Below are 25,798 nucleotides of genomic sequence, written 5' to 3'. Positions count from 1 at the left end.
AGGACGCTGAGATCGGAGCGAGGGCGAGAGCTGGATCAGCGTCCGGTCGCCCGTGCTCGACCGCCGGGCATCGTCACCGCGCACACGCTATGCTGCGCGCTTCTGCACGGCCCGGCTCCGATGAAACTCGCCATCCTTTCGCGCAACAGCAAGCTGTATTCCACCCGGCGCCTGGTAGAGGCCGGTCGCAGCCGCGGCCACACCGTACGCGTGCTTGATCCGCTGCGCTGCTACATGCGGATCGCCGCCGACGGCTTCACCATGCATTACAAGGGGAAGCCGATGACCGGGGTGGATGCGGTCATCCCGCGGATCGGTGCCTCGGTCACCCGCTACGGTACGGCCGTGCTGCGCCAGTTCGAGCTGATGGGCGCCCGCACCCCTAATCCGTCCGATGCGATCCTGCGCTCGCGCGACAAGCTGCGTGCGCACCAGCTGCTGGCTGCCAAGGGCATCGACATGCCGGTGACGGTGTTCGGCGACAACCCGGATGACACCGTGGACCTGCTGTCCATGCTCGGCCCGCCGCCGCATGTGGTGAAGCTCAACGAGGGCACCCAGGGGCGGGGGGTGATCCTGACCGAAAAGGCCAGCGCCTCGCGCGGCATCGTCGAGGCCTTGCGCGGCCTGTATGCCAACTTCCTGATGCAGGAGTTCATCGGCGAGGCCCAAGGGGCCGACCTGCGCTGCCTGGTGGTGGGCGATCACGTCGTGGCCGCCATGCAGCGGCAGGCACCAGAGGGTGATTTCCGCTCCAACCTGCATGCCGGCGGCAGCGCGCATCCGGCCAAGGCCAGCCGGGCCGAGGCGCAGATGGCGGTGCGATCGGCCAAGGCGCTGGGCCTGAGCGTGGCCGGCGTGGATCTGATCCGCTCCGCACGCGGGCCGCTGGTGCTGGAAGTGAACTCCACCCCCGGCCTGGAGGGCGTGGAAGGCGCCTGCAACGTCGACATCGCAGGTCGCATCATCGCCCACGTCGAAAAGATCGTCAGCCGCTAGCGCCGTCGATGCCGTCAGTCCGGTAGCGCCGAGCCACGCTCGGCGGAAAGCCCCCACAAGCGCCCGCCTGCAGGTTGCTTATATAACCCTTTGAAATAAAAAGACTTCCTGTGATTCCGAAAGCCTAGGGTCCCGTTTAACGACCCTTTAATTGCGCGTGTCGTAATCTCCTTCCTACCGCAGCTCTGCCTCATCAGCAGGATCGGTATCGGGATATGAAATTTTAAGGCCCGGGCGTGTTCGCCCGGGCTTTTTTTTATCTGACGTGCAGTAAGGGCCAGTGCGCCCTTGATTCCGTCGTCACATGCCTCGTACAGTCTCTTTTCATTCATGGAGGTGACGGGTATGAAATCGTGGCAGAAGGCGGTCTTGATGGCTGCGCTGGGCATGGCCTGCAGCACCACTGCTTACGCGGAATCCCCGAAGCAGAACGACGCCGCCCCCGTCCAGCTGGACCTGAACGTGCCGGCCAAGGAGCAGCTCAGCGCGGTCGAACGCGCGCTCCACAGCGAGCGGTACAGCGAAATCACCTTGGATGAAAAGAGCAAGGTCAGCGCCGCCATCAACCGCATCCGCGTCCGCCTTGGCGACAACGACACCGTGGAGCAGCTCAATCCGCAGGCACGCACGGAAGTGCTCAATGACGAAGCGGTGGTCAACACCATCCTCGGCCGCGCCCATGCCGACAGCCGCATGGTCTGCCGCCGCGAGCGCGCCACCGGCACCAACCGCCCCGAACGCCTTTGCCTGACGGTTGCGCAGCGGCGCGAGGCGACCGAGCGTGCCCGCAAGGACATGAGCACCCTGACGCGTCCCAGCCCGAAAGACGTGAACCTCTGACGTTGACGCGCCCTGCGCGCCCCTTCGTGTGAAATGTTAATGCCCGGGGCTGTATGGTTGGCGTCAGCCGCCAACAGGCCCGGGTCGTAACCTTCCAGGTTGCGACCGCGCCAAGGCAGGCATCCCACCACGAACCAGAGGTCCCAGTGCGAATTCTCGTCATCGAAGACAACAGTGATATTGCCGCCAACCTCGGCGACTACCTCGAGGACCGCGGGCACACGGTCGACTTCGCCGCCGACGGTGTGACGGGCCTGCACCTGGCCGTCGTACACGAGTTCGACGCCATCGTGCTGGATCTGAACCTTCCCGGCATGGACGGCATTGAAGTCTGCCGCAAGCTGCGCAACGAAGCCCGCAAGCAGACTCCAGTGCTGATGCTGACCGCCCGTGATTCGCTGGACAACAAGCTGGCCGGCTTTGATTCCGGTGCGGACGATTACCTGATCAAGCCGTTCGCGCTGCAGGAAGTGGAAGTGCGGTTGAACGCGCTGTCCCGCCGCGGCAAGGGTGTGCAGACCCGCGTGCTGGAAACGGGCGATCTGGAATACAACCTCGACACCTTGGAAGTACGTCGCCAAAGCAAGCTGCTGCAGCTCAACCCGACCGCGCTGAAGATCCTGCAGGCGCTGATGGAAGCCTCGCCGGCCGTGGTCACCCGCCAGGAGCTGGAGACCCGCGTCTGGGGAGAAGAACTTCCGGATTCGGACTCCCTGCGCGTGCACATCCATGGCCTGCGCGCCGTGGTGGACAAGCCTTTTGAAGTTCCGATGATCCAGACCCGTCATGGCATCGGCTACCGGATCGCTGCACCGGATGCCTGAAGACCCCGTACGCAGGGGGCGTCGCCGGCGCGGGCCTTACCGTCGTCGGCTGCGCAGCCGCATCATCGTCTCCTTCGTGCTGTTGGGCTTCTGCCTGACCACGCTGTTTGCGTTCGCCACGAACTGGGCGCGCGCGCGCGTGGAAAACCAGCTCGTCGAAGACGTGATGAACCGGAACATCGACGAGTACGCCAAGCGCTACTACTCCGATCGCAGCCGCAACCCGGACTTGCCCGTGCAGCAGATCCGGGCGTTCTTGTACCCACGCGACAAGTTCGACCGCGTCCGCGAAGAGCGGCCCGAGTGGGCCGGCTTGCCCAATGGCAACCACAACGTCAGTGGTCTGGACGAGGATGGCAGGCCGTACGCCTACAAGCTGGCTGTGCGCAAAGCCGATGACGCCTGGTTCTTCCTTGCCTACGACATGACCGAGGCCACGCGGGGTGAGGCGCAGCTGAAACGCGCGCTGTGGATCTCCGTGCTGGTGTTCAGCCTGCTGTCCTTGGTGCTCGGCTGGTGGTCTGCTTCCAAGGTGATGAAGCCCGTCTCAGACCTGGCGAAACGGCTGCGTGCGTATCGCGGCGGCACGAGTGATCCCGAACCGCTGGCACCGCGTTTTCCTGACGACGAAGTGGGGCAGCTGGCGCAGGCGCTGGATGACTACTCATCGCGGCTGACCGAGGTGGTGCAGCGCGACCGCGAATTCAATGCCGACGTCAGCCATGAGCTGCGCACGCCGCTGGCGGTGATCCGCGGTGCCACCGAGCTGCTGCTGACCCGGCCGGGGCTGGATGAAAAAGTGCTGCAGCGCCTGCAGCGTATCCAGCGTGCCGAACAACAGTGCAGCGATCTGATCGGCGCGTTGCTGCTGCTATCGCGCAATGAGCGCGGGCAGGGCACCAGCAACGTGGCGCGGGTCGCCGAACAGTTGCTCGAATCGCACCGCGCACAGCTGGGCGGCAAGCCCATCACCCTGACCTTGGAAGGTGACCGCGACCTGATCGTGGATGCACCGGAATCGGCATTGTCGGTGGCGTTGGGTAACCTGATCGGCAACGCGGTGAAGTACTCGCAGGACGGCGAAGTGCGGGTCAACGTGGGCAACAACGCCGTATCGGTGGCCGACAGTGGTCCCGGCCTGAGCGAAGAAGACGCCGCCAAGCTGTTCCAGCGCGGTTACCGCGGCACCCACGCCGGTCACTCGCAGGGCGGCGGCATCGGCCTGTCGATCGTCAGCCGCCTGTGCGACCTCTATGGCTGGCAGGTCAGTGTCCGCCCCGGCGGCGACCGTGGTGTCGTGGCCACGTTGACCTTCGCCCCCAAGCTGCTGGGCTGACGGCAATCAGGGTAGTGACGGCCGCTGGCCGTCCGCCCTTGCCGCTGCGCTCGCCGAGCATGGCTCGGTGCTACCGGGATGGTGCCCACTGCTCGGCCCGCAACGCGCTTCATCGCCCAGCGTCCAGTACAGCCACCGCCGAGTCCGCCAACTCCCTACCTGCCAATAGCAGGCCCTGTTCGACGCGCGCATCCAGCGACGACCGTCCATCATCCTGCTGCCGTGTCCGGTGCACGGCATGCAGCAGGCGCATCACTGCACTCAGTGCAGTCAGGTTCCTGCTCACGCGCGCAAGGTCGGCGCAGCGATCGACCGGCATTCCGACTTCTCCCCACGGCTCGCCATCGCCGGCATCACCGCGCTGCATTGAATCAAGGAAGTCGATGAGCGCAGGCTTTGGTTCGGGCATCCCGCCGTCAGCTAATGCCGCGTCCAGCCGTTCAACCAGATGGAAGGGGATGTCCAACACCGCATCGCCGATCAGGGCGTGCAGCCGTGCACCAGGGGGAGAGAATGCCGCCATGAAAGCCCTCGCAGAGTCGTAAAGCCACCTGCCCAGCGGCGAGGTGGCGGACGGTGCGGGTTGGAGTACCGGGCTTCAACTGGAATAACCGGCGGATATGGGAATCCCCACGCACCGCCCGCCGCAGGACGGCAGGGCAGTGCATTCTCCGCCGTGCCCGGAACGGGCGACAACAGAGTTATCCAGTTGAGAGCAACGGGACTCCAATCCCGGCTGGAACTGCTCGTTCCAGCCCGGACATCGTGGGCAGAACTGCCACGCGCGTACATCAGGAAAGCTGCATTCGTCTTCTAAACCGGCTGCCGCCCGTGGTCACTTGCGCTTGCGGGATCCGCTGCTGTGTGTGGGTGATGTAATCTAGACAACAATAGTGAATGAGGCGGGCAAGGGCGATCACAAGCACGTGGGGGGCCAAGAGTTGCCATACATATTCACCTCGCTTGAAGCACTGATTGATGACTTCTGGGACGACGTGGCTCAACTGTGAGAGAGGCCCCAATGAACATTTTGACTATTGGCGTTGCCAGCATATCCGACGTCAAATCACGCCTGAAGGCCCTGATTCCTGCTCAGCGTGACAGCTCACCTCGATTCACTTTCACGAGTGGTGAGGATCTGCTGCGCACGTTGAATCCGAATCGCTGGAGCCTGCTTCAAGCGCTCGCTGGAGCGGGCCCTCTTGGGGTGCGTGAGCTGGCCAGACGCGTTGATCGAGATGTAAAAGGTGTACATACCGATAGTGCCGCCCTGGTTGCATGTGGGTTGATCGACAAAACGGCTGCGGGCGCATTGCACTTCCCCTATGACGGAGTGCATGTGGAGTTCGACACGAAGGTTCGGGCTGCTTAGGTACCCGGCACCGCTGCGCTCGCCGAGCGTGGCTCGGCGCTACCAGGAATCAGGCCGCGGTAATCGCAAGTTGCAGGTAGATCGCGTGCAACCGCTCAACCTGTGCCTGCAATGCATCCGGGTGGCCATCGTTGGGCACTACATCGTCGGCCAGGGCGAGCCGCTGCGCGCGGCTGGCCTGCGCGTCGATCATCTGCTGCGCCAGCACCACGTCGCTGCCGTCGCGTTGCATCAGGCGCGCAAGTTGCAGCGCTTCCGGCGCGTCCACCACCAGTATCCGATCCAGCCACGCATAAGCATCGCGGCCACCGGCCTCGGTGAGCAGCGGGATGGCGGCAATGGCGTAGGGGCTTTCCGCCTGGACGCACTGGTCGTGCAGCAACTGCCGAATGGCCGGGTGGGTGATCGCTTCCAGCGCTTTACGCTCGGCCACAGCGGCAAACACATGAGCACGCAGGCGGCCGCGGTCCAGCGTGCCATCGGCTTGGAGCATGTCCGGCCCGAAGCGTTCGGCAATCATCGCCAGCGCCGGGCTGCCTTGGGACACCACGGTGCGGGCAGCCACATCGGCGTCGGCCACGGTAACGCCAAGCGCTTCGAAGCGGCGGGTCACTTCACTTTTACCGGAGGCGATGCCCCCGGTCAGGCCAACCACGAACCGGCTCATCGCAGGTTCGCGTAACTCAGGTAGGCATTGATCAGCGGCTCGCCCCACATGAAGACCAGCCAGCCGGCGATGGCCAGGTAGGGCCCGAACGGGATCGGCGTCGCGCGGTCGCGGCCTTGGCTGTACAGCAGGATGGAGCCGATGATCGCGCCCACCACCGACGACAGCAGGATGATCGGCAGAATCCCTTTCAGGCCCACCCAGGCGCCCAGTGCGGCCAGCAGCTTGAAGTCGCCGTGGCCCATGCCTTCCTTGCCGGTCAGCTGTTTGAAGATCCACCAGACCGACCACAGTGACAGATAGCCTACCAACGCACCCAGCAGGGCAGGCTTGGCCGGCATGTACAGGTTATCGACAGCCCCAATCAGCCCCAGCCACATCAGAGGCAGGGTGAGCTGGTCCGGCAGCAGCTGCGTTCGCACGTCGATGCCGGACAGCGCGACCAGGAAGCACGACAGCACGATGGCACCGAAGCCCTGCCAGCCGAAGCCGAACTGCCACACGCTGGCCAGCACCAGCACGGCGGTCAGCAGCTCGACCAGCGGATACTGGATGGAGATCGGGGCGTGGCAATGACGACACTTCCCGCGCTGGATCAGCCAGCTGAACAGCGGGATGTTCTCGTACCACGCCAGCTTGTGCTTGCAATGCGGGCAGTGCGACGGCTCCACCACGATGCCAGGCGGCGGCGGCTCGTAGATGTCCTCCTGCTCCAGCACCTCGTGCGCGTCACGCTTCCACTGCCACTCCAGCCGCTTGGGCAGGCGCAGGATGACGACGTTGAGGAAGCTGCCAAGCAACAACCCCAGGCCGGCCGCGGCGGGAAAGCCGAGGCCGGGATGCTGGTCTAGAAATGCCATGTGTTATCCAACCACCGCGCCGAGTTTGAAGATGGGCAAGTACATGCCGATCACCATACCGCCAACGACCACGCCAATGAAGACCATGATCATCGGTTCCAGCAGGCTGCTCAGCGCATCGACGGCGTTGTTGACCTCTTGTTCGAAGTACTCCGCCACCTTGAACAGCATGGTGTCTAGGGCGCCGGCCTCTTCGCCGATGGCGGTCATCTGCACCACCATGTGCGGGAAGAGATTGATCTGCTTCATCGCCATGTTGACCGGGTAGCCGACCGACACGTCGTCACGCATGCGCAGGACGCCTTCCTCGTACACCTTGTTGCCGGTAGCGCCTGCGACGATGCCGAGGGCTTCGACCAGCGGGACACCGGCCTTGAAGGTGACGGCGGTGGTGCGGGCGAAGCGGGCGATCGAGCTGTTGTGCATGATCTGGCCAACCACCGGTACACGCAGAATGAATCGATCCATCGCATGCTGCATCTTGGGCGAGCGCTTATAGGCCATCACGAACCCTACGATCGAACCGCCAAGTGCGATTGCGATCAACCACCACCACGACACCATGAAACGTGAGAGATTCACGATCATCTGCGTAAACGCAGGTAGCTCGGCGCCAAAGCCTGCAAAAACATCTTCAAACTGCGGGACCACGAAGATGAGCAGAATCGCCGAGACGATCAACGCAACGGCGATCACCATGGCTGGATAAAAGAGCGCTTTCTTAATCTTGCCTTTAAGTGCTTCAATGTTTTCCTTGTAGTTCGCAATCGTGTCCAGAACGGTCTCGAGAACGCCCGCGCCTTCGCCGGCACGGACCAAGTTGCGATAAAGCTCATCGAACTGGACGGGATGTCTGCTGATTGCCTCGTGGAGCGAAGACCCGCCTTCGATATCCGTACGGATGGTGTCAACCATCTTCTTCATGCGGGGGTTCTTGTGTCCCCCGCCAATGATCTCCAATGAAGACACGATCGGCACGCCCGACTTCATCATCGTCGCCATCTGCCGACTGAAGAACGCGATGTCCTTCGGAGTAACCGGCTTACCCGCTTGCCCGAACAGTGGTTTGGACTTGGGCTTGACAACCTTAGGCGTAATTCCCTGGCGCCGCAGCTCGGCCTTCAACAGATTGGCGTTTTTCGCCAACTGTTCGCCCTTCATCTTCACGCCACGCTTGTCGGTCCCCTCCCAGACAAACGGCGCCATTTCCATGGTGCTGCGCGCCACGGGTTCTTTCTTCATCGCACTGCGACTTGCTGACATCTTGGGCTCCCCGGCCTACCATCCCCAGTAGGCATCTATCCCGCGATGCTAGCGGATTCACAGCCGTCTGGGCAGTGTACCGGGGCCCCCATACGTCCGGGATATCTCGGATGGTCCAAATGTGACGCAATACGTCACATTGATGACGATGTAGCACTGAAGGGAACCCAGTTTCCGCAGATGGCGAAATGCTGCCATCATTGCTACGGGATCGGCGGCGGCGTGCTGGGGAAGTTGGCACGCAACCTGCTTAGATCTCTCTGCGAGGTGCCGCGGTCCACTGAATCGGTGGAACCACTGGCTCCGGCTGCGGTGCCTGTTGTTCAATTACTCAACTCTTGGGGATGTATAAAATGAAGAACCAGAAAGGTTTTACGCTCATCGAACTGATGATCGTCGTAGCAATCATTGCAATCCTGGCTGCAATTGCGCTGCCGGCGTATCAGGATTACACCGTCCGTGCTCGTGTGTCGGAAGGTCTGACGCTCGCATCTGCTGCCAAGACCGTTGTTGCTGAGAACGCTAGCAACGGTTCCTCTGACTTGGGTCAGGGTTACTCGTTCGCCAACGCAACGACGAATGTGAAGTCGATCGCCGTTGCCAAGGCGACTGGTGCGATCACCATCACGATGAACCCGAAGGCTAAGGACGTTGTCCTGACCCTGACCCCGAAGAGCGCCGGTGCAGCGCTTGCTGCTGGCACCGTTCCGGGCGACGTGATCACGTGGGAATGCAAGGTCTCTGCTGCAACTAGCGACAAGTATGTCCCGGCTGAGTGCCGTACTGCTGCTGCGACCTAATGCAGTTGGGGATGTAGGAGGCGCGAACCTCAGTTCTCAAGCCTGCTACTGACCGAAACCCCTTTCGTTATCGAGAGGGGTTTTTTTTTAACGCTGATATCGGCGGATCTGACCTGATAGGGGGAGAGGTCATGAGCAAGGGTTTTTCGTTGATCGAGATGATGGTCGTGGTGGCGATCATCGCCATACTCGCAGGCATCGCTGTTCCGGCATACCAGAACTACCTTGTGAGGGCTCGTGTAATAGAGGCATTAACGAGCATTGGTGCGCACAAAGTCACAGTTGCTGAGAACATTGGTACAAGTGCTGCACTTGACCCGCGTGCCTGCAACAATGTTGGTTCCTCTGGTAGTGCAACAGTCAATGTGACATCCATCGAGTGCAATAGCGACGGAGTTCTCACAGTAAAGACGTCCAAAGTTGCTGGTTCAGTGACGCTCTCGCTGACGCCCGAGGTCACCGCAGATAATCTCATCCGTTGGAAGTGTCGCCTTGAGGAGGGCTTGGAGCGCTACGTACCGTCTGAGTGTCGCGGGTGAGGTCCGTTCTCTTTATGTTGCTTGCTCCAACAGGCGCGACGGACCCCGCTGAGAGTCGAGGCGGAGTCATTTTAATGGCTTGGTAGACTTCTACCTCTCTCTATGTGGAGCATGAGCCGAATGCCCGTCGCTGTACGCCAGCTGAGCATCTATCTCCTCCCCATCTTCATCCTCTCCGGCTTCGCCGGACTGATCTACCAGTCCATCTGGAGTCAGTACCTCGGCCTGTTCCTCGGCCACTCCTCCCACGCCCAGTCGCTCGTCCTGATGCTTTTCATGGGCGGCATGGCCCTGGGTGCGTGGTGGGCCAGCCGGCGCAGCACCGGGTGGCGTTACCCCCTGATGGCTTACGCCGCCATCGAGCTGCTGATCGGCATCCTCGGCCTCGTATTCGATTGGACGTTCCAGGGCATCACCGGCCTGGCATACACGTACCTGTTGCCGGGACTGCAAGGGCAGGGCGCCACTGCCTTGCGCTGGCTGCTGGCGACGATACTGGTGTTGCCCCAATGCATCCTGCTCGGCGCAACGTTTCCTTTGATGAGCGCGGGCTACCTGCGTACACAGCCACAGGCGCAGGGCGAAGTGCTGGCGGGGCTTTATTTCGCCAACAGCATCGGGGCGGCGTGTGGCGCACTGGCATCCACGTATCTCCTGCTGCCTGCGTTGGGCCTGCCGGGTGCGGTGATGGTGGCCGGGGCGCTGAATATCCTGGTGGCCGCGCTGATCTATCCACTGGCGCGGGGCGGAACAGGTTACGCAGTCAATGCGAAGGCCGAGGATCCAGCAACACCCCCGCGATCCGGCGAAGAGAGCGGGCGCGCTACCACCCGGAGCGCGCCGGTGCTGGCCGTGCTCAGCATCGCGCTGCTGACCGGAGCAACCTCGTTCGTCTACGAAATCACCTGGGTGCGCATGCTGTCGCTCGCTTTGGGCACCACGTTGCATTCGTTCGAACTGATGCTGGCCGCGTTTATCGCCGGCATCGCCTTCGGTGGGCTGTGGTTGCGCCACCGGGCCGACCGCATGGCCTCTCCCCTACGCGTGGCGGGCTGGGTGCAGGTGCTGATGGGCCTTGCCGCGTTGGCGTCGATGTTCGTCTATGCGCAGGCCTTCGAGTGGGTCGGCTGGCTGATGCGGGTGATCGTGCGCAGTGCGGAAGGCTACGGTCTGTACAGCGTGGCCAGTGCGGTAATCGCGGTGGCGGTGATGTTCCCGGCGGCGTTCTTCGCAGGAATGACATTGCCACTGCTGACGCTGGCGCTGCTGCGCGAGGGGCGCGGTGAAAAGGTGATCGGGCAGGTGTATGCGTTCAATACGCTGGGTGCGATCGTCGGTGTGCTGGCCGCCGTGCATGTCCTGATGCCGATGTTGGGGTTGAAGTACGCACTGCTGGTCGCGGCGGTGGCAGATATAGGTTTGGGGGTGTGGCTGTTATGGCCCATCGCGAGCCGCGAAAAGGCGACCCGTCGCACAGGCTCCCGGACGGGCGCGTTCACTGCGGTCGCGTTGGGTCTTGCCGGCGTCGTCGCTGCTGTCAGTCTGGTGCGCTTCGACCCGCTGGTCCTCAGTTCGTCGGTGTATCGCCACGGGGGCGCCCGGCTGCATGACAGCGCGAAGATGCTGTTCTTCAAGGATGGCCAGACCGCCACCGTGTCTGTATTCGAGACCGATCGCGGCGCTGGTCCGGTGCGTTCCATTGCCACCAACGGCAAGGTGGATGCCGGCATGACGGTCACCCTGGACCAGGAGCCCAGTGGCGATGAGTCCACGATGGTGTTGCTGGGGGCATTGCCTTTGGCGCTGGGCCATGGCGTTGATCGGGTGGGGGTGATCGGCTTTGGATCCGGCCTTACCACGCACACGCTGCTCGGCGATCCGCGGGTGGGGCGTGTGGACACGGTGGAGATCGAGCCGGCGATGGTGGAGGGCGCGCGCCTGTTCGGTGATCGTGTGTCGCGCGCCTATACCGATCCCCGCTCGCATATCGTCATCGATGATGCCAAGGCGCACTTCGCGGGCAGTGGGCAGCGGTACGACCTGATCATTTCCGAGCCGTCCAATCCGTGGGTGGGCGGCACGGCGTCGTTGTTCAGCGATGAGTTCTATGCGTTTGTGCCAAGGCAGCTCAACGAGGGTGGGCTGTTCGTGCAGTGGCTGCAGTTGTACGAGATCACGCCGGAGCTGCTGTCGTCCGTACTGGATGGGCTGGTGGATCATTTCAGCGATGTGCGCGCGTATCTGGCCAATGATTCAGACCTGATCATCGTCGCGACGCCGAAAGGCCGTCTGCCGGAGCTCAACGCGGGAATCTTCGACCAGCCGGCGCTGCGTGCGGAGCTGGCGCGCGTGGGCGTACATGGGCTGGATGACCTGCGCGACACCTTTGCCATGGGAGATGCCGCGCTGCGTGCGTACCCGGCTTTGTATCCGTCGCCGCGCCATTCGGATTACCACCCGATTTTGACCTTGCGCGCCCCAGTGGCCCGCTTCCAGCAGGGGTATGTCGGCGACGTGGAATCCATCATGACCGCGCCCTGGCCGCTGACCCGCGACTGGGGTGGGCCGGAGCCGCGACTTCCACGCGCGGATGGCAGCCAGTTGAATCTGCAGGTGCTGCAGCGTCGCACCACCGCGCAGCTGTTGTCCCAGCGGCTGCAGCATGGCGCGGACCTGCCTGGCGGTGGCGACCATGCGCTGGCGGACGCGCTGCGGACGTTGGGCGCTCGGTGCGAGCTGGAGATTACGCCGCTGGAGACCGCCGGGCTGGTGTTCTTCCTGGCGGGGGAGACCGTGCCGTTTCTTTCACCCGAAGAACGCGAAGCGCTCTGGGTGAGGCCGACGTGGCGGCCTTGCCCGCTGCGCGATCCGACGGTGATTGATTCGCTGGCCCTGGTGTCCGCTGCCGCGTCTGACGACCACGCACAGGTGCTGGCGACCGGGCAGCGGTTGTTGGAAGGGCCACATAGCGCGGGGCTGTTGGCGGATGCGCGGTCGGGGTATTACCTGTTCGGCGCGCTGCAGCACGCTGCGTGGGCGAGTGGTGACACGCGATTGGCGCGGGCGCTGTCGGACCGCTACTGGGATGCGCTGGGGCCGGATGCACGAGCCAGCGGCCGGCTGCGGTTGCTGACCTACATGGCTGCGCTGGGGAAACAGGACCGGTAGCGCCGAGCCGTGCTCGGCGGATTCTGTCCGGGAGTGTGGTGCCTGACGCAGGCCGCGCATCGCGCTCGCCGACCATGGGTCGGCGCTACCGGGTGATCGGCAATCGGGTAGCGCCGAGCCGTGCTCGGCGGGTTCTGTCCGGGAATGCGGTGCGTGACGCAGGCCGCGCATCGCGCTCGCCGACCGTGGGTCGGCGCCACCGACAGGTCGAGGCGGTGATCCGCTGGGGGCAGTGCAGGGGAACATGGCCGACTCAGGTAAGATGTAAGGGCTGCAGGGGGAGCCGGCAGCGGACCAACAATGCAGGGCCATGCGGGGCGGGATGCGCCGGGTGGTCTGGAGTGAGGAGCCGCATGAACGCAGTTGCCACCGCTAACCTCGTTGGTATCACCGGCATCGCGCGCCGTCTGGTGCAGGACGGTGCGTTGGATGAAGCCGGCGCCCGCGATGCGATGGCCAAGGCGACCGCTGCGCGGTTGCCGCTGCCGCAATGGTTCGCCCAGAACAAGGTCGTCACCGCCTCGCAGCTCGCCGCGGCCAACGCGCTCGAGTTCGGCATGCCGCTGTTCGATGTCAGCGTGTTCGACGCCAACCAAAGCGCGATCAGCCTGGTCAGCGAGGAACTGCTGCGCAAGCATCACGTGCTGCCGCTGTTCAAGCGGGGCGGCAAGCTGTACGTGGGCACCAGCAACCCCACCCATTCGCTGGACGAAATCAAGTTCCACACCAACCTGGTGGTGGAGTCGATCCTGGTGGACGACGACCAGATCCGCCGGGCGCTGGAGCAGTGGCAGACCAGCCACGATTCGATGACCTCGTCCATGGGCGACGACGACGAGGGCATGGCGAACCTCGAGATCGGCACCGACGACGACATGGCAGCGACCGATTCGGGCATCGACGCCAAGGGCGACGACACCCCGGTGGTGAAGTTCGTCAACAAGGTGCTGGTGGATGCGATCCGCAAGGGCGCATCGGATATCCATTTCGAGCCCTACGAAGATGACTATCGCGTGCGGCTGCGCATCGATGGCCTGCTGAAGATGGTGGCCCGTGCGCCCGTCAAGTTGAACCAGCGCATCGCGGCGCGCCTGAAGGTCATGGCGCAGCTGGATATCGCCGAAAAGCGCGTGCCGCAGGATGGGCGCATCAAGCTCAACCTGAGCAAAACCAAGCAGATCGACTTCCGCGTCAGCACCCTGCCCACGCTGTTCGGTGAAAAGGTGGTGCTGCGTATCCTGGACGGCAGCGCGGCCAAGCTGGGCATCGACAAGCTGGGCTATGAGGCCGATCAGCAGAAACTGTTCCTGGACGCCATCCACAAGCCGTACGGCATGGTGCTGGTGACGGGCCCGACCGGTTCGGGCAAGACGGTGTCGCTGTACACCGCGCTGGGCATCCTGAACGATGAAACGCGCAATATCTCCACGGCCGAAGATCCGGTGGAAATCCGTCTGCCCGGCGTGAACCAGGTGCAGCAGAACAACAAGCGCGGCATGACGTTTGCCGCCGCGCTGCGTTCGTTCCTGCGCCAGGATCCGGACATCATCATGGTCGGCGAAATCCGCGATCTGGAAACCGCCGAGATTGCGATCAAGGCGGCGCAGACCGGTCACATGGTGCTGTCCACGCTGCATACCAATGACGCGCCGCAGACCATCGCACGCCTGATGAACATGGGCATCGCGCCGTACAACATCACCAGTTCAGTCACGCTGGTGATCGCCCAGCGCCTGGCGCGTCGCCTGTGCAACAACTGCAAGCGCCGCACCGACCTGCCGGCGCATGCCTTGCTGGCCGAGGGTTTCACCCAGGCACAGTTGGATGCGGGCATCGAGCTGTATGAAGCGGTCGGCTGTGATGAGTGCACGGAAGGCTACAAGGGCCGTACCGGCCTGTATCAGGTGATGCCGATGACCGACGAGATCTCGACGATCATCCTGGCTGGCGGCAACGCGCTGCAGATTGCCGATGCCGCCCAGGCGATCGGCGTGAATGACCTGCGCCAGTCCGCGTTGATCAAGGCTGGCAAGGGCGTGACCAGCCTGGCTGAGATCAACCGCGTGACGAAGGACTGAGGGTGCTGACGGCCACTGGCCGTCATTCCTGGATCTGACGACCAGCGGCCTTCATCACCGGTCTCTGGTCGGAATCGCCTCGGTCATCACGACGGTGAATGATTTCAACTGCAACTGTCATCGGGATCGTGTCTAATACGTCTCCCCACCGCGACACCCCACGCACATGTCCCTCCAATCCCATGGCCCCGCGCCGTGCGACGACGCTGACGGCCACCTCGTCACTGCCGGTCCGCTGACCCCGCCGCCGGACGTTGCCGGCACTGCGCTGGATGCCAAATCACTGCGTCATTCGTATGCCGAGGACGTGCAGGGCATGGTGCTGGCCACGCTGGTGGCGTCGTTGGGCCTGGCCATCTTTGCCAAGGGCGGGCTGATGATCGGTGGCATGGCCGGGCTCGCCTTCCTGATCCACTACGCCGCCGGCTGGAACTTCGGCCTGGTGTTCGTGCTGGTCAATCTGCCGTTTTACTGGGTGGGCGTGCGCCGCATGGGCTGGGAGTTCACCCTGAAGACCTTCGCGGCCGTCACCGCCTGCGGCATCCTGACCGACCTGCTGCCGCGCTGGGCCGATTTCGCGCATATCGCGCCGCTGTATTCGGCGTTGGTAGGCGGCGCGCTGGCGGGGCTGGGCATTCTGTTCTTCATCCGTCACCGGGCCAGCCTGGGCGGCATCGGCATTCTGGCGGTCTACCTGCAGCGCACCCGTGGCTGGAGTGCTGGCAAGGTGCAGATGAGCTTCGATGCCATGCTGATGCTGGTGTCGTTCTCGGTGCTGGCGCCGATCCAGGTCATGTATTCGGCGATCGGCGCGGTAGTGCTCAGCCTGGTGCTGATGTTCAACCATCGCCCCGGTAGGTACATGGGCGTCTGATCGGCCGCTGCGCTCGCCGAGCGTGGCTCGGCGCTACCGGGCGCAGGCGTTACCGCCGGGGCCGGTAGATGGGCGTCTGATGGGCCGCTGCGCTCGCCGAGCATGGCTCGGCGCTACCGGGCGCAGGCGTTACCGGGACGCCCACGCGGGTTTCAATTCGAGTATCCGCGCCTGCACCGGGCAGTCATCGGCGTGGGCGCCTTTCAGGTAGCCCAGGCTCATCAGGAACTCGCCGGTGATCTCGCCGCCGGTGAAGCGGAACGTCTTCTTGAACAGCTTCACCCACTCGGCTTTGTCCAGCGGGTGATGCGCATCCAGCCACCCGACGAAGCTGCCGTGGCGCTCACGCAGCCCTTGGATCACCTGCGCATTGTGGATCGCCGCGGCCACCTTCAAGCGGTTTCGGATGATGCCCGCATCACCGAGCAGGCGGTCGATGTCTGGCTGTTCGTAGGCCGCCACCACATCCACATCGAACCCGTCGTAGGCGCGGCGGAATCCTTCGCGTTTCTTCAGGATGGTTTCCCAGCTCAGCCCAGCTTGGTTGATTTCCAGCACCAGCCGTTCGAACAGTTCGCGTTCTTCGCGCTGCGGAAAGCCATACTCGTGGTCATGGTAATGGCCATGCACGGGATGGCCTGGGGCGATGAGGCAATAGCCGCTCATGGCGTCTGCTCCGGTTCTTCGGAAAGATTATCGATGCTGACCGGCGGCCGGCCATCGACCGCCAGACCGGGCCAGCGCGGCGCCTGTGGAACCAGCTTGCCCTCGCGCACGGCGGCATGCAGCTGTGCACTGCCGTCGCGTGTATCACCGGAACCAAATGCGTAGCTGCCTGCGGTCCACCAGCCCTGGCGGCCCAGTGCGTGCAACTGGCAATACGCGCCCAGCTGATGCGGCAAGGCACACAGCAGCACGTCCTGTCGGCCGTCGTTGTCGAAGTCAGCGCTCACGATCACGCAGGGCTTTTCACCGTCCAGGCAGTCACCGGCTTCCAGCTTTCGTGCCAGCAGCGCCTGCCACCAGCTGTCCGGCGGGGATGCTGATCCGCTGGCAAGCGGCAGGCGCTTGCGCAGCACGGTGACATCCCGAATGCCCGCGTCGATGGCTGGCTCGCCTGTGCCCCACTGCCCGGTGCGGGCCAGCACCTGGGTGACCACGCTGCTCGCACGTGCGTCGGCAACAAATGCAGGCTCCTGCTGCAGGTCACGCAGGGCCTGCACGCCGCGGCGGCCGACCTCGAAGCGCAGCATCATCGCATCGGCGATGCTGATGCCATCGGGGTTGGCCAGCAGACGCGCGCGCTGGCTGGCGACGGTGATGCGCGCCGGGTCCAGCAGGGGCGAGCTCGACAGCAGGGCTGCGCCGAGTACCACCCAGCACATGACCCGGTTGACCGGCTCCAGCCCCTGCAGCCAGCGCCCGCGCCGATGCACCGCCGCCCAGCCATAACCCAGCGCGTAACCGATCACCACCACAGCGATCAACACGGCCCAGAAGCGGTCCAGCGTCCAGCCGTACTGGGTGATGCGCAGCGATGTTGCATACAGCGCCAGCGCGGCGAGCACCGGCAGCGCAAGCAGGCTGGCTTCCACCAGGCGCCGCAGCCATGCAGGGTAGGGCGGTGCGTCGCTGTCATGCTGGTACACCGCGTTGACGAAGGTCACCAGCAGCAGTGTCAGGGTGATCAACAGGAAGGCAGCCGAGCGGGTATTCCACAGCGCGTCCAGGCCGGTGAAGGGCAGGCTGACGGTGAAGATCACCGTGATGAAGGACAGCAGTGGCAGCAACCCGCGGCATACGGCGAACAGCACCTGACGGGTGATCTGGATTGCGCGCTGCTGGGTGCGGCCGATCAGTACGCCGAAGCCGGCCAGCGTGCCGGTGGCCAAGGCGATGAAGGCATCCTGGCCAAACAGCTCCTTGAAGAAGGTGATGTTCAACAGACCGAACAGCGCTGCCCACAACCACAGCAGCAACCAGGTGAGCAGGGTGAACAACGCGGCCAAGGCCAGCGTCAGACCGTTCTGCCACGCGCGTTCGAACAGCGCGTCATAGCTGGCGCGCCAGTGCCCATGCTGCAACCGATACTGCCACCACGGCAGGCTGATGAACGTGGCAATGGCCATCGCCAGCGAGAACGGCAGGCGCAAGGGTTCGCTGCGCAGCCCGGTCTCGCCCTGCAGGTTCCAGCCGATCCAGCTCGACAGCCCCAGCACCACCACCGACGCCACTGCGGCGTGCAGCCACAGTCGGCGCTCACGCAGGTCCACGGCGGTCAGCGCGATGGCGGTGGGCACGGTCAGCACCCACGCATACCAGCGGTAGCGCGAGCCGATATCCTGCAGCGGCCAACTCCCGGCCAGTTCCTGCGCCACATACAGCATCAGCCCCTGCAACAGCGCAATGAGCACGATGGCACTGCGGGTGGACGGGGGCAGTGGGGGGCTGGTGGGCATCGCGGTCTCACAAGCTGCGGCGTGGCCGCCATCCTACCGTCTCACGCACCCACACACGGCCCAGCAGGTAGAATGTGGCCCATGCCTGAGATCTCCACATCCCTCGCCCATCATCTGCTCGTCGCGCTGCCCTCGCTGGCAGAGGCGCCCTTCGCCCGTAGCGTTGCGCTGATCTGCCAGCACGATGAAAACGGCACCATGGGCGTGCTGGTGAACCAGCCCACGGACTACACCATCGGTGAGGTGCTGGCCCAGATGGACATCACCACCGACGATGAGGCGCTGCGCGTGCGCGTGGTGCTCAACGGCGGCCCGGTACACCCCGAACGCGGCTTCGTCATCCATGACGACGCACGTGCGTGGGAGTCCAGCCTGCCCGTGGGCGATGGCCTGTTCCTGACCACCTCGCGTGACATCCTGGAAGCGATGGCACGCGGCGATGGCCCGGCCAATGCCCTGGTCACCCTCGGCTGTGCCGGGTGGGGCGAAGGGCAGCTGGAAGGCGAGCTGGCGGACAACAGCTGGCTCACCGTGCCGGCCGACGCCGACCTGCTGTTCCGCACGCCGCTGGACGAGCGCTGGCAGGGCGCGGCTTCGCGCATCGGCGTGGACATGTTCCGGATGACCGATTACAGCGGCCATGTCTGAGCCGGCCGCCATCCCCCGCGATGGCACGGTGCTGGGCTTTGACGTCGGCTCGCGCCGCATCGGCGTAGCCATCGGCAGTGCGTTCGCTGCGCATGCGCGCGCGGTGGCCGTGGTGGATGTACACGGCAGCGGACCGGACTGGGCGGCGGTGGAACGATTGATCAAAGAATGGTCGCCCAACGGCCTGGTGGTGGGCGACCCGCTCACTCTGGACGGCAAGGACCAACCCAACCGCAAGCGTGCGCAGGGCTTTGCCCGCCAGTTGCGGGAACGTTTCAAACTGCCGGTGGTGATGATCGACGAGCGCTCCAGTTCGGTCGAAGCCGCGCGCCGCTTCGCGGTTGAGCGCAGCGAAGGGCGCAAGCGTCGCCGTGATGCCGCCGCGCTGGACGCGGTGGCCGCTGCCGTGATCATCGACCGTTGGTTGTCCAGCCCGGATGACGCCATTCCTGTTTCCTGACCTGCCGACCCCTGCCCATGACTGCCTCGCAATTCGATTCTTCCGGACGCCTGCGTCACCTGCTCACCCTTGAAGGCCTGCCGCGCGACACCCTGTTGCAGCTGCTGGATCGTGCGGGGCAGATCCGCGACGCCGCCGTTGGCCGGGTCGGCAACAAGCGCGCCGTGCTGGCCGGGTCTGCGGTCTGCACGCTGTTCTTCGAGCCGTCCACGCGCACCCGCAGCTCATTCCAGCTGGCCGCGCAGCGGCTCGGCGCCGATGTGCTGAACTTCGATGCGTCCACGTCGTCCACCCGCAAGGGCGAGACCGCCACCGACACGCTGCGCAACCTGGAAGCGATGGGCGTGCGCGGCTTCGTCGTGCGCCACCCCGATGATGGGGCCGTGGCCGAACTGGCTGCCTCGGCGGGCGAAGGCACCGCGCTGATCAATGCCGGCGACGGCCGCAGCTCGCACCCCACCCAGGGGCTGCTGGACATGCTGACCCTGCGCATGGCCAAGGGTAGTGATTTCGCGAAGATGAAGGTAGTGATCGTGGGCGACGTGAAGCACTCACGCGTGGCCCGCACCGACCTGCATGCGCTGCGCACGCTGGGTGTGGGCGAGATCCGGGTATGCGGTCCGCAGTCGCTGCTGCCGGACGATGACACCCTGCACGGCTGCGTGGTCGGCGACGACTTCGATGCCATGCTGGAGGGCGTGGACGCGCTGATGATGCTGCGCCTGCAGCGCGAGCGCATGGAAGAAGGCCTGGTGCCGTCACTGGAGCAGTACCACGCGCAGTACGGTCTGCATGCCGCCCGCCTGGCCCGCGCCGGCAAGGATGCCGCCGTGCTGCATCCCGGCCCGATCAACCGCGGCGTGGAGGTCACCGACGAGGTGGCCGACGGCCCGCAGTCGTGGGTGCTGCGCCAGGTCGCCAACGGCGTCGCCGTGCGCATGGCGGTGTTGGAAACGCTGCTGGGTTGACCCTGCGGGGCAACGGCTCGGTCCGTTGCCCCGTGTTGCCCCGATTGTTTCCCCTGTTCGCGGATATGTTCATCGGGCGTGGCCTGGCCCTGCAGGTCGAGCCACCTCACCAGTGCTTGCTCGGTCCGCTCGTTCCATCCGTCGAGATGCAACTGCAGCGTACCGTTTGAGAATATGAAGAACTGCGGTGTATCCCACACCTGCACGAACGGCCAGTCCCGTTCGTGGCGGGCGATAAGGAGAGCCTGATCCTGATGCGACGCGTTCCACTCCGCTATCAACGGTAATTGCAGGTCGCCGTCCACTGGCGTCAGCCACCTCACGGTAGATGGGCGCCGCTCTGGCGCGATCGTGCGCATCCAGGCTGCCGCCTTGCGTGAGAAACCGCAGGCAGGATGCCCCAGGATCAACACGCCGCTATATGCGTGCATGTCCAGATGGAGCTCCAGCAGCCGCGACCCATCTGCAGAGACCGCGTAGGCGTTATGTCGCTGTGGGGCGGACATCCGCTCCACCTTCGGCACGGTGGTCAGTTGAACCTCGGGGAAGCGCTTGGACCAGTATGAAGCGCCGTCGAAATCACGCTGGGCCAGCAGCATGCGATGGACGTAGCTGATCTCGCGATGATCTGCTGCCTGCCGGCCGTGCAGTATCGAGGCCAGCGCGGCAGCTTCTTTAGCCGAGCCCTCATCCGGCGCGTGATGTGCGACCGTCGCCAGCCCGTAAAGCCGTGCTTTCAGGAGTTCGGTGGAGGACTGGGCATCAGCGGGCGTGGCACCGAAGTGGTGAAGGAACGCACGTCGTATTTGATCGGCACGGTCTTCTGAATCGCTCGACGAGATAACCGTTACATCACGTTTGAAGGCGACAAGAAGCGTCTCAGTGGGCGCAGCGCTAGCCAGTGCAGATAGGATGAGCCCTGCAAGGAGCAGGGTCAGCCTCGCGGATGGCGCCCACCAACAGACAGTGTCGAGTTTCATGTCAGACCCCTGCGGCTTCTTCCTTCACCCTGCGTGGCAAAGCGGTCGTGGGCTATCAAAAACAGCGCGTGTAGTGAGTGCCCGCCGCTGGTCGTCAGGACGTCACGGTGCCCGCAGAGGGATCGTTGGCCTGCGTTCAATTTTTCGCTGCTCATGGCCCATCGTGCGGGGTGCCAGGGCGGGGCGCAGTCGGTGCAAGGTTGGGCGTGGGGTGGGGGAGGGCTGACGGCCAGCGGCCGTCCTTGCCTGGATTCAGCGCTTCTGCGCGAACAGCCAGGTCCACATGGCCGCATCGGCGTACGTGGCATCCCACGCGTTGTGGTTGCCGTCCGGGTATTCGGTGTAACGGGCATCGCGTGCGCCGACGGCCTTGAAGGCAGCGTGCAGCTTGCGGTCGTCGCTTGGCGGCACGACGTCGTCCTCGGCGCCATGGAACATCCAGATCGGCACGTTCTTCAACCGCGCCGCAAGCGCCGTGTAGGGGTCTGCTTCGTGGGCGACCGCCTCGACGAACAGGCTCTCCCGCTCTTCGCGCGGGGCCAGCACCGCGCCGCATACCGGCACGATGGCGGCGAACCGCGTCGGCTCGGCCAGTGCGATGTTCCAGCTTCCGTAGCCGCCCATCGACATGCCGGTCAGGTACTGACGGGCGGGATCTGCAGCGAACTCGGCAACGCTGGCGTCCAGCGCAGCCAAGGCGATGCGGTTGTTGAGGCCACTCCATTCCTCGCGGTTGGGCACCTGCGGCAGGACGACCAAGGCCGGGAACGTCTTCGCATGCTCGCGCAGGTACGGCCCGATGCCTGCCTTGGTCTGCTTCCTGCCATCGCGGCCGCGCTCGCCGGACCCGTGCAGGAACAGCACTACCGGCAGGGGGCCGGCCGCGCGGATGGCGTCGGAGGGAACGAACACCTGATAGCGCGACGCCTGACCGTCAACGGTGATCGTGCGCGATTCAAAATGCCCGGCGGTGGGGTCCGGCGCCGTGGCGCAACCGGCGAAGGTCATCATGAAGACGGCAAGTGCGGAGCAACGCAGCAGCAGACGGCGCATGGGAGTCCAGGAGGCAGTGATGTAATCGCTTCCATCGTAATCCTGTTCTGCCGCCGGGGCATCGTGCGCTGCATCAGTCGGGGCGGGGGAAACTCGCGATGATGTCCAGCTGCTCGCGGGCTTCTTCGTTGCCTGCCGCCGCAGCGGCCTGTACCTGTTCGATATCCGGATGGACCACGATCAGCAACGGGTTTTCGCAGACCGGGCAGTCATACTCGGTCACGTCCTCGGCCAGCTCCATCACCATCGTGCGCGAGCTGCCCTTCCACTCGCACGAGGCGCAGGTGTGCTGCTGGTCGCGCCAGCCGGCCTGGAAGTAATTGTTTACGGTAGTGGCCATATCGGTATCGGTCAGTGCAGCAGAATGAGGGTGGCCAGGCCCAGGAAACTGAAGAAGCCCATGACGTCGGTCACCGCGGTGACCACCACGGTACCGGCCACGGCCGGGTCGACGTTCATGCGCTTGAGCATCAGCGGCAACAGCACGCCGGCCAGTGCAGCGGCACAGAAGTTGATCATCAGGGCCAGGGTGATGACGATCGACAGCAGCCAGCTGTGGAACCAGACGAAGGCGATCAGGCCGACCAGCAGGCCGATCAGGGTGCCGTTGATCATGGCGACCCGCAGTTCTTTCCACAGCAGGATCTTCGCATTGCTGGGGCCGACCTGGCCGAGCGCGATGCCGCGCACCATCAGGGTGAGCACCTGCACCGCCGCATTGCCGCCGACGCCGGCGACGATGGGCATCAGCACGGCCAGCGCGACCACTTTCTGCAGTGTCAGTTCGAACTGGCCGATCACACTGGCGGCGAGGAAGGCGGTGCACAGGTTGATGCCCAGCCAGACCACGCGACCGCGCACGGCGCGCTTGATCGGCGAGAACAGATCTTCTTCTTCGTCCAGGCCGGCGGCGCCGAGCGCCTGGTGTTCGGCCTGCGAGCGGATGATATCGACCACGTCATCGATGGTGATGCGGCCGAGCAGGATGTTGTTGTCGTCCACTACCGGGGCCGATACCCAGTCATGATCGGAGAACTGCCGGGCGACTTCGTCCGCGCTTTCGCCGACGTCGATGGCGGGCTGTTCGTCGTCGATCAGCCGGTTGATCGGCGTGTTGTCCTCGTGGGTGACCAATGCCGCAAGCGACAGGCGTCCCAGGTACTGATGGCGACGGCTGACCACGAACAGGTGATCGGTGTGATCGGGCAGCTCACCGCGCAGGCGCAGATAACGCAGCACGACGTCGACGTTGACGTCCGCGCGCACGGTGACCACGTCGGGATTCATCAAGCGGCCGGCGCTGTCCTCCGGATACGACAGCACCTGTTCGAGGCGTTCGCGGTTCTCGCGGTCCATCGACTTGAGCACTTCGTCGATGACGGTGTCCGGCAGGTCTTCGACCAGGTCGGCAAGGTCATCGATGTCCAGGTCTTCGACCGCAGCGATGATCTCGTCCGGGTCCATGTCGGCGAGCAGGCTCTCGCGCACTTCGTCGCCGACGTGGACCAGCACCTCGCCGTCGTCTTCCGGATCGACCAGCCCCCACACGATCTCGCGCTTGCCGGGCGGCAACGATTCGAGCAGGTTGCCGATCTCGGCCGGCGCCAGCGTGTTGACCAGGCGGCGCACCGGGCCGAGCCGACCACTGTCCAGTGCATCGGAAAGCAGGCGCAGTTGGCGCGCGGTCTTGTCGTGGCGTACGGCCTCGGCCATCGGAACTCCCGCAGGAAAGAGAAAGGCTGCGATCCCGGGGAGGATGCCGCATCAGGGGTGGTCAGGGCGTCATTATGGTCCTGCTATGTGAAAAGCAGAAGCCAGGAAAGAGTGACGGCCAGCGGCCGTCGCCACCGGTCAGCAGGCTTCCAGCCAGCGTTCGATGCTGCGGCGGTCGCGGGCGGCGAGCAGCTTCGGCGCACGCTCGCGTAGTTCGCCGAGGTTGCTTTCGCGGATCGCGCGGCGCACTTCCAGCAGCGTGCCGGGGTGCAGGCTGAATTCCGTAAGTCCCAAGGCCAGCAGCAACGGGGCCAACCGCGCGTCGCCGGCGATCTCACCACAGACCGCCACCGGGATGCGGTAACGCTGACCGGTCTCGATCACCAGCTTCAGCAGACGCAGTACCGCAGGGTGCAGCGGCGAATACAGCTCACCCAGTGCTTCATTGTTGCGGTCGGCGGCGAGCAGGTACTGCACCAGATCATTGGTGCCGATCGACAGGAAATCGACCAGGTCGATGAAACTTTCCAGCGCGAACGCGGCGGCGGGCACTTCAATCATCGCGCCCAGCGGCACCCGTTCGCTGATCGCATGGCCTTCGGCGCGAAGCTGCACGGTCAGCTTGGCCATGCGCCGGCGCACGGCAAGCAGCTCCTCGCGCGTGCTCACCATCGGCACCAGCACGCGCACTTTGCCGTAGGCGCTGGCTCGCAGGATCGCGCGCAGCTGGGTGTCTGCCACCAGCGGACGGGCCAGCGACAGCCGCACGCCACGCAGGCCCAGCGCGGGATTTTCCTCGTTGCTCAGGGTCAGGCCGGTGCGGTCGGCTTTGTCGGCACCGAGATCCAGTGTGCGGATGGTGACCAGTCGGCCGGCCATGCCCAGCGCCGCATCACGGTAGGTGCGGAACTGTTCTTCTTCATCCGGCAGTTCGTTGCGCTGCAGGAACAGGAATTCGGTGCGGTACAGGCCCAGCCCCTGCGCGCCCAGCGCATGCGCCTGGGTCACGTCTTCCAGCGATTCGGCGTTGGCCAGCAACGCGATGTCCACGTGGTCGAGCGTGCGGCTGGGCTTGCTGCGCAGGCGACCCAGGTCGCGCTGTTCGCGTGCGTGTTCTTTCAAACGCACGCGGTAGTCGCGCAGGTCTTCGGCGCGAGGGTTGACGGTGATGGTGCCATCGCTGGCGTCCACGATCAGCACGTCGCCGTCGCTGACCTTGTTGAGCAGGCCCGGCACGTTGACGATCAACGGCAGGTGCAGGCTGCGTGCCAGGATCGCGCTGTGCGACAGCGCGCTGCCGGCCACGGTGACGATCGCCACCACGCCCTGCGACTGCAACTGCGCCATCTCCGACGGTGCGATGTTGTCGCAGACCAGGATCTCGCCGGCCAGGCCCTTTACCGCGGGGGGCAGCACCGGCTGCAGGAAGGCGTGGATGCGTCCGATCACATGGTCCAGATCGTCCATGCGGCTCTTCAGGTAGGCATCGTCCATGCCATCGAAGACCTTGGCCAACCGGTCGCGTTGCAGGCGCAGCGCATACCCGGCGCTGTAGGGCCCACTGCGGATCAGTTCGTCCAGCCCGAACAACAGCTCGGGATCGTCCAGCAACAGTGCGTGCAGGTCGAGGAACTCGCCGGCTTCCTGGTTCAACGCCCCCTGCAGCCGCTGCCGCAGGTCGTGCATTTCCGCACGTGCGGCGTCCAGTGCGGCGTGCAGGCGCTTGAGCTCCTTCTCCACCTGCTGGGGGGCGATGCGCTTTTCGGCAACGTCCAGCGAGTGCGCCAGACGCACCCGCGCCCGCCCCAGGGCGGTACCACGGGACGCGCCATGGCCGGACAGCCGTTGCACCGGCGGCAGGCCGGTGGGGGACAATCCAGCGCGGGCGCGCGGCATG

24 protein-coding genes are annotated in these 25,798 nt (G+C 64.6%); 14 read left to right on the top strand and 10 right to left on the bottom strand.

Going from position 1 to position 25,798, the window contains the following annotated elements; genetic code table 11:
• The first annotated feature begins 120 nt into the window (after positions 1-120).
• The 4 genes from rimK (at position 121) to IFT58_RS04130 (ending at position 3,999) form a co-directional block, all read left to right on the top strand.
• Complete coding sequence (rimK, locus tag IFT58_RS04145) at positions 121-999, top strand: 30S ribosomal protein S6--L-glutamate ligase (RefSeq protein ID WP_192081519.1); 879 nt, start codon at positions 121-123, stop codon at positions 997-999.
• Between the two features lie 345 nt (positions 1,000-1,344).
• Entirely contained in the window at positions 1,345-1,839 is a 495-nt protein-coding gene (locus IFT58_RS04140) for a hypothetical protein (RefSeq protein WP_192093990.1), read from the top strand.
• A 146-nt stretch (positions 1,840-1,985) separates the two neighbouring features.
• The gene (locus IFT58_RS04135; RefSeq protein WP_188326358.1) at positions 1,986-2,663 is read left to right on the top strand and encodes a response regulator transcription factor; all 678 of its coding nucleotides are present in this window, start codon (positions 1,986-1,988) and stop codon (positions 2,661-2,663) included.
• Entirely contained in the window at positions 2,656-3,999 is a 1,344-nt protein-coding gene (locus IFT58_RS04130) for a HAMP domain-containing sensor histidine kinase (RefSeq protein ID WP_188326359.1), read from the top strand. Before IFT58_RS04135 ends, IFT58_RS04130 begins: the two co-directional genes overlap by 8 nt.
• 109 nt (positions 4,000-4,108) lie before the next feature.
• Here IFT58_RS04130 and IFT58_RS04125 read toward each other — a convergent pair whose 3' ends face one another.
• Positions 4,109-4,522 carry a hypothetical protein gene (locus IFT58_RS04125; RefSeq protein ID WP_192093989.1) on the bottom strand — a complete coding sequence of 138 codons (414 nt, stop codon included), beginning with the start codon at positions 4,520-4,522 and terminating at the stop codon, positions 4,109-4,111.
• 498 nt (positions 4,523-5,020) lie between these two features.
• On the opposite strand from IFT58_RS04125, the gene IFT58_RS04120 reads away from it, so the two are divergent.
• Positions 5,021-5,371 (top strand): transcriptional regulator, encoded by a 351-nt coding sequence (locus IFT58_RS04120; protein WP_192093988.1) that lies wholly within the window; start codon positions 5,021-5,023, stop codon positions 5,369-5,371.
• Positions 5,372-5,420: 49 nt separating this feature from the next.
• On the opposite strand, the gene coaE is transcribed toward IFT58_RS04120, so the two are convergent.
• The 3 genes from coaE to IFT58_RS04105 are packed head-to-tail and all read right to left on the bottom strand — an operon-like array spanning position 5,421 to position 8,161.
• Complete coding sequence (gene coaE, locus IFT58_RS04115; RefSeq protein ID WP_192093987.1) at positions 5,421-6,038, bottom strand: dephospho-CoA kinase; 618 nt, start codon at positions 6,036-6,038, stop codon at positions 5,421-5,423.
• On the bottom strand, positions 6,035-6,898 hold the full coding sequence (locus IFT58_RS04110; RefSeq protein ID WP_192081514.1) for an A24 family peptidase: 864 nt from the start codon (positions 6,896-6,898) through the stop codon (positions 6,035-6,037). Before IFT58_RS04110 ends, coaE begins: the two co-directional genes overlap by 4 nt.
• 3 nt (positions 6,899-6,901) lie before the next feature.
• Positions 6,902-8,161 (bottom strand): type II secretion system F family protein, encoded by a 1,260-nt coding sequence (locus IFT58_RS04105; protein WP_192093986.1) that lies wholly within the window; start codon positions 8,159-8,161, stop codon positions 6,902-6,904.
• A 353-nt stretch (positions 8,162-8,514) separates the two neighbouring features.
• Between IFT58_RS04105 and IFT58_RS04100 the strand changes: the two genes are divergently transcribed.
• The 5 genes from IFT58_RS04100 (at position 8,515) to IFT58_RS04080 (ending at position 15,620) form a co-directional block, all read left to right on the top strand.
• Positions 8,515-8,961 carry a pilin gene (locus IFT58_RS04100; protein WP_192081512.1) on the top strand — a complete coding sequence of 149 codons (447 nt, stop codon included), beginning with the start codon at positions 8,515-8,517 and terminating at the stop codon, positions 8,959-8,961.
• 131 nt (positions 8,962-9,092) lie between these two features.
• Positions 9,093-9,500, top strand: a complete 408-nt coding sequence (locus IFT58_RS18910) for a pilin (RefSeq protein ID WP_192081511.1) — start codon at positions 9,093-9,095, stop codon at positions 9,498-9,500.
• Between the two features lie 111 nt (positions 9,501-9,611).
• Complete coding sequence (locus IFT58_RS04090; RefSeq protein ID WP_192093985.1) at positions 9,612-12,668, top strand: fused MFS/spermidine synthase; 3,057 nt, start codon at positions 9,612-9,614, stop codon at positions 12,666-12,668.
• 353 nt (positions 12,669-13,021) lie between these two features.
• A complete protein-coding gene (gene pilB, locus IFT58_RS04085) occupies positions 13,022-14,746 on the top strand; it encodes a type IV-A pilus assembly ATPase PilB (protein WP_192081509.1) in 1,725 nt (574 codons plus the stop codon).
• A gap of 166 nt (positions 14,747-14,912) precedes the next feature.
• Complete coding sequence (locus IFT58_RS04080; protein ID WP_192093984.1) at positions 14,913-15,620, top strand: YitT family protein; 708 nt, start codon at positions 14,913-14,915, stop codon at positions 15,618-15,620.
• 129 nt (positions 15,621-15,749) lie between these two features.
• Here IFT58_RS04080 and IFT58_RS04075 read toward each other — a convergent pair whose 3' ends face one another.
• The gene (locus IFT58_RS04075; RefSeq protein WP_188326369.1) at positions 15,750-16,286 is read right to left on the bottom strand and encodes a DNA-3-methyladenine glycosylase I; all 537 of its coding nucleotides are present in this window, start codon (positions 16,284-16,286) and stop codon (positions 15,750-15,752) included.
• Positions 16,283-18,079, bottom strand: coding sequence for a DUF4153 domain-containing protein (locus IFT58_RS04070; RefSeq protein WP_192093983.1), 1,797 nt, complete (start codon positions 18,077-18,079; stop codon positions 16,283-16,285). Before IFT58_RS04070 ends, IFT58_RS04075 begins: the two co-directional genes overlap by 4 nt.
• An 81-nt stretch (positions 18,080-18,160) precedes the next feature.
• On the opposite strand from IFT58_RS04070, the gene IFT58_RS04065 reads away from it, so the two are divergent.
• The 4 genes from IFT58_RS04065 to IFT58_RS04050 all read left to right on the top strand — a co-directional run bounded on the left by IFT58_RS04065 (position 18,161) and on the right by IFT58_RS04050 (position 20,982).
• Positions 18,161-18,727 carry a YqgE/AlgH family protein gene (locus IFT58_RS04065; RefSeq protein ID WP_188326371.1) on the top strand — a complete coding sequence of 189 codons (567 nt, stop codon included), beginning with the start codon at positions 18,161-18,163 and terminating at the stop codon, positions 18,725-18,727.
• The gene (ruvX, locus tag IFT58_RS04060) at positions 18,720-19,187 is read left to right on the top strand and encodes a Holliday junction resolvase RuvX (protein ID WP_188326372.1); all 468 of its coding nucleotides are present in this window, start codon (positions 18,720-18,722) and stop codon (positions 19,185-19,187) included. Before IFT58_RS04065 ends, ruvX begins: the two co-directional genes overlap by 8 nt.
• A 17-nt stretch (positions 19,188-19,204) precedes the next feature.
• The gene (locus tag IFT58_RS04055; protein WP_188326373.1) at positions 19,205-20,155 is read left to right on the top strand and encodes an aspartate carbamoyltransferase catalytic subunit; all 951 of its coding nucleotides are present in this window, start codon (positions 19,205-19,207) and stop codon (positions 20,153-20,155) included.
• 602 nt (positions 20,156-20,757) lie between these two features.
• A complete protein-coding gene (locus tag IFT58_RS04050) occupies positions 20,758-20,982 on the top strand; it encodes a hypothetical protein (RefSeq protein WP_192093982.1) in 225 nt (74 codons plus the stop codon).
• A 405-nt stretch (positions 20,983-21,387) separates the two neighbouring features.
• On the opposite strand, the gene IFT58_RS04045 is transcribed toward IFT58_RS04050, so the two are convergent.
• The 4 genes from IFT58_RS04045 to ptsP all read right to left on the bottom strand — a co-directional run bounded on the left by IFT58_RS04045 (position 21,388) and on the right by ptsP (position 25,797).
• On the bottom strand, positions 21,388-22,188 hold the full coding sequence (locus tag IFT58_RS04045; RefSeq protein WP_192093981.1) for a prolyl oligopeptidase family serine peptidase: 801 nt from the start codon (positions 22,186-22,188) through the stop codon (positions 21,388-21,390).
• 73 nt (positions 22,189-22,261) lie between these two features.
• The gene (locus IFT58_RS04040; RefSeq protein WP_192093980.1) at positions 22,262-22,528 is read right to left on the bottom strand and encodes a hypothetical protein; all 267 of its coding nucleotides are present in this window, start codon (positions 22,526-22,528) and stop codon (positions 22,262-22,264) included.
• Between the two features lie 11 nt (positions 22,529-22,539).
• Positions 22,540-23,901, bottom strand: a complete 1,362-nt coding sequence (gene mgtE / locus IFT58_RS04035) for a magnesium transporter (protein WP_192081503.1) — start codon at positions 23,899-23,901, stop codon at positions 22,540-22,542.
• 138 nt (positions 23,902-24,039) lie between these two features.
• On the bottom strand, positions 24,040-25,797 hold the full coding sequence (ptsP, locus tag IFT58_RS04030; RefSeq protein ID WP_188326378.1) for a phosphoenolpyruvate--protein phosphotransferase: 1,758 nt from the start codon (positions 25,795-25,797) through the stop codon (positions 24,040-24,042).
• Position 25,798 lies beyond the last annotated feature (1 nt).

This window comes from Stenotrophomonas sp. CFBP 13718 (assembly GCF_014842145.1).
GTDB lineage: Bacteria > Pseudomonadota > Gammaproteobacteria > Xanthomonadales > Xanthomonadaceae > Stenotrophomonas.
The sequence above is the reverse complement of the archived record's forward strand: the minus strand, read 5'-3'. Positions and strand labels throughout refer to the sequence as shown.

Excerpts from the sequence above, each read along its gene's own strand:
- rimK (WP_192081519.1), top strand. The coding sequence starts at position 121 with ATGAAACTCGCCATCCTTTCGCGCAACAGCAAGCTGTATTCCACCCGG.
- IFT58_RS04140 (WP_192093990.1), top strand. The coding sequence starts at position 1,345 with ATGAAATCGTGGCAGAAGGCGGTCTTGATGGCTGCGCTGGGCATGGCC.
- IFT58_RS04130 (WP_188326359.1), top strand. The coding sequence starts at position 2,656 with ATGCCTGAAGACCCCGTACGCAGGGGGCGTCGCCGGCGCGGGCCTTAC.
- IFT58_RS04125 (WP_192093989.1), bottom strand. The coding sequence starts at position 4,522 with ATGGCGGCATTCTCTCCCCCTGGTGCACGGCTGCACGCCCTGATCGGC.
- IFT58_RS04120 (WP_192093988.1), top strand. The coding sequence starts at position 5,021 with ATGAACATTTTGACTATTGGCGTTGCCAGCATATCCGACGTCAAATCA.
- coaE (WP_192093987.1), bottom strand. The coding sequence starts at position 6,038 with ATGAGCCGGTTCGTGGTTGGCCTGACCGGGGGCATCGCCTCCGGTAAA.
- IFT58_RS04110 (WP_192081514.1), bottom strand. The coding sequence starts at position 6,898 with ATGGCATTTCTAGACCAGCATCCCGGCCTCGGCTTTCCCGCCGCGGCC.
- IFT58_RS04105 (WP_192093986.1), bottom strand. The coding sequence starts at position 8,161 with ATGTCAGCAAGTCGCAGTGCGATGAAGAAAGAACCCGTGGCGCGCAGC.
- IFT58_RS04100 (WP_192081512.1), top strand. The coding sequence starts at position 8,515 with ATGAAGAACCAGAAAGGTTTTACGCTCATCGAACTGATGATCGTCGTA.
- IFT58_RS18910 (WP_192081511.1), top strand. The coding sequence starts at position 9,093 with ATGAGCAAGGGTTTTTCGTTGATCGAGATGATGGTCGTGGTGGCGATC.
- IFT58_RS04090 (WP_192093985.1), top strand. The coding sequence starts at position 9,612 with ATGAGCCGAATGCCCGTCGCTGTACGCCAGCTGAGCATCTATCTCCTC.
- pilB (WP_192081509.1), top strand. The coding sequence starts at position 13,022 with ATGAACGCAGTTGCCACCGCTAACCTCGTTGGTATCACCGGCATCGCG.
- IFT58_RS04080 (WP_192093984.1), top strand. The coding sequence starts at position 14,913 with ATGTCCCTCCAATCCCATGGCCCCGCGCCGTGCGACGACGCTGACGGC.
- IFT58_RS04075 (WP_188326369.1), bottom strand. The coding sequence starts at position 16,286 with ATGAGCGGCTATTGCCTCATCGCCCCAGGCCATCCCGTGCATGGCCAT.
- IFT58_RS04070 (WP_192093983.1), bottom strand. The coding sequence starts at position 18,079 with ATGCCCACCAGCCCCCCACTGCCCCCGTCCACCCGCAGTGCCATCGTG.
- IFT58_RS04065 (WP_188326371.1), top strand. The coding sequence starts at position 18,161 with ATGCCTGAGATCTCCACATCCCTCGCCCATCATCTGCTCGTCGCGCTG.
- ruvX (WP_188326372.1), top strand. The coding sequence starts at position 18,720 with ATGTCTGAGCCGGCCGCCATCCCCCGCGATGGCACGGTGCTGGGCTTT.
- IFT58_RS04055 (WP_188326373.1), top strand. The coding sequence starts at position 19,205 with ATGACTGCCTCGCAATTCGATTCTTCCGGACGCCTGCGTCACCTGCTC.
- IFT58_RS04050 (WP_192093982.1), top strand. The coding sequence starts at position 20,758 with ATGGACGTAGCTGATCTCGCGATGATCTGCTGCCTGCCGGCCGTGCAG.
- IFT58_RS04045 (WP_192093981.1), bottom strand. The coding sequence starts at position 22,188 with ATGCGCCGTCTGCTGCTGCGTTGCTCCGCACTTGCCGTCTTCATGATG.
- IFT58_RS04040 (WP_192093980.1), bottom strand. The coding sequence starts at position 22,528 with ATGGCCACTACCGTAAACAATTACTTCCAGGCCGGCTGGCGCGACCAG.
- mgtE (WP_192081503.1), bottom strand. The coding sequence starts at position 23,901 with ATGGCCGAGGCCGTACGCCACGACAAGACCGCGCGCCAACTGCGCCTG.
- ptsP (WP_188326378.1), bottom strand. The coding sequence starts at position 25,797 with ATGCCGCGCGCCCGCGCTGGATTGTCCCCCACCGGCCTGCCGCCGGTG.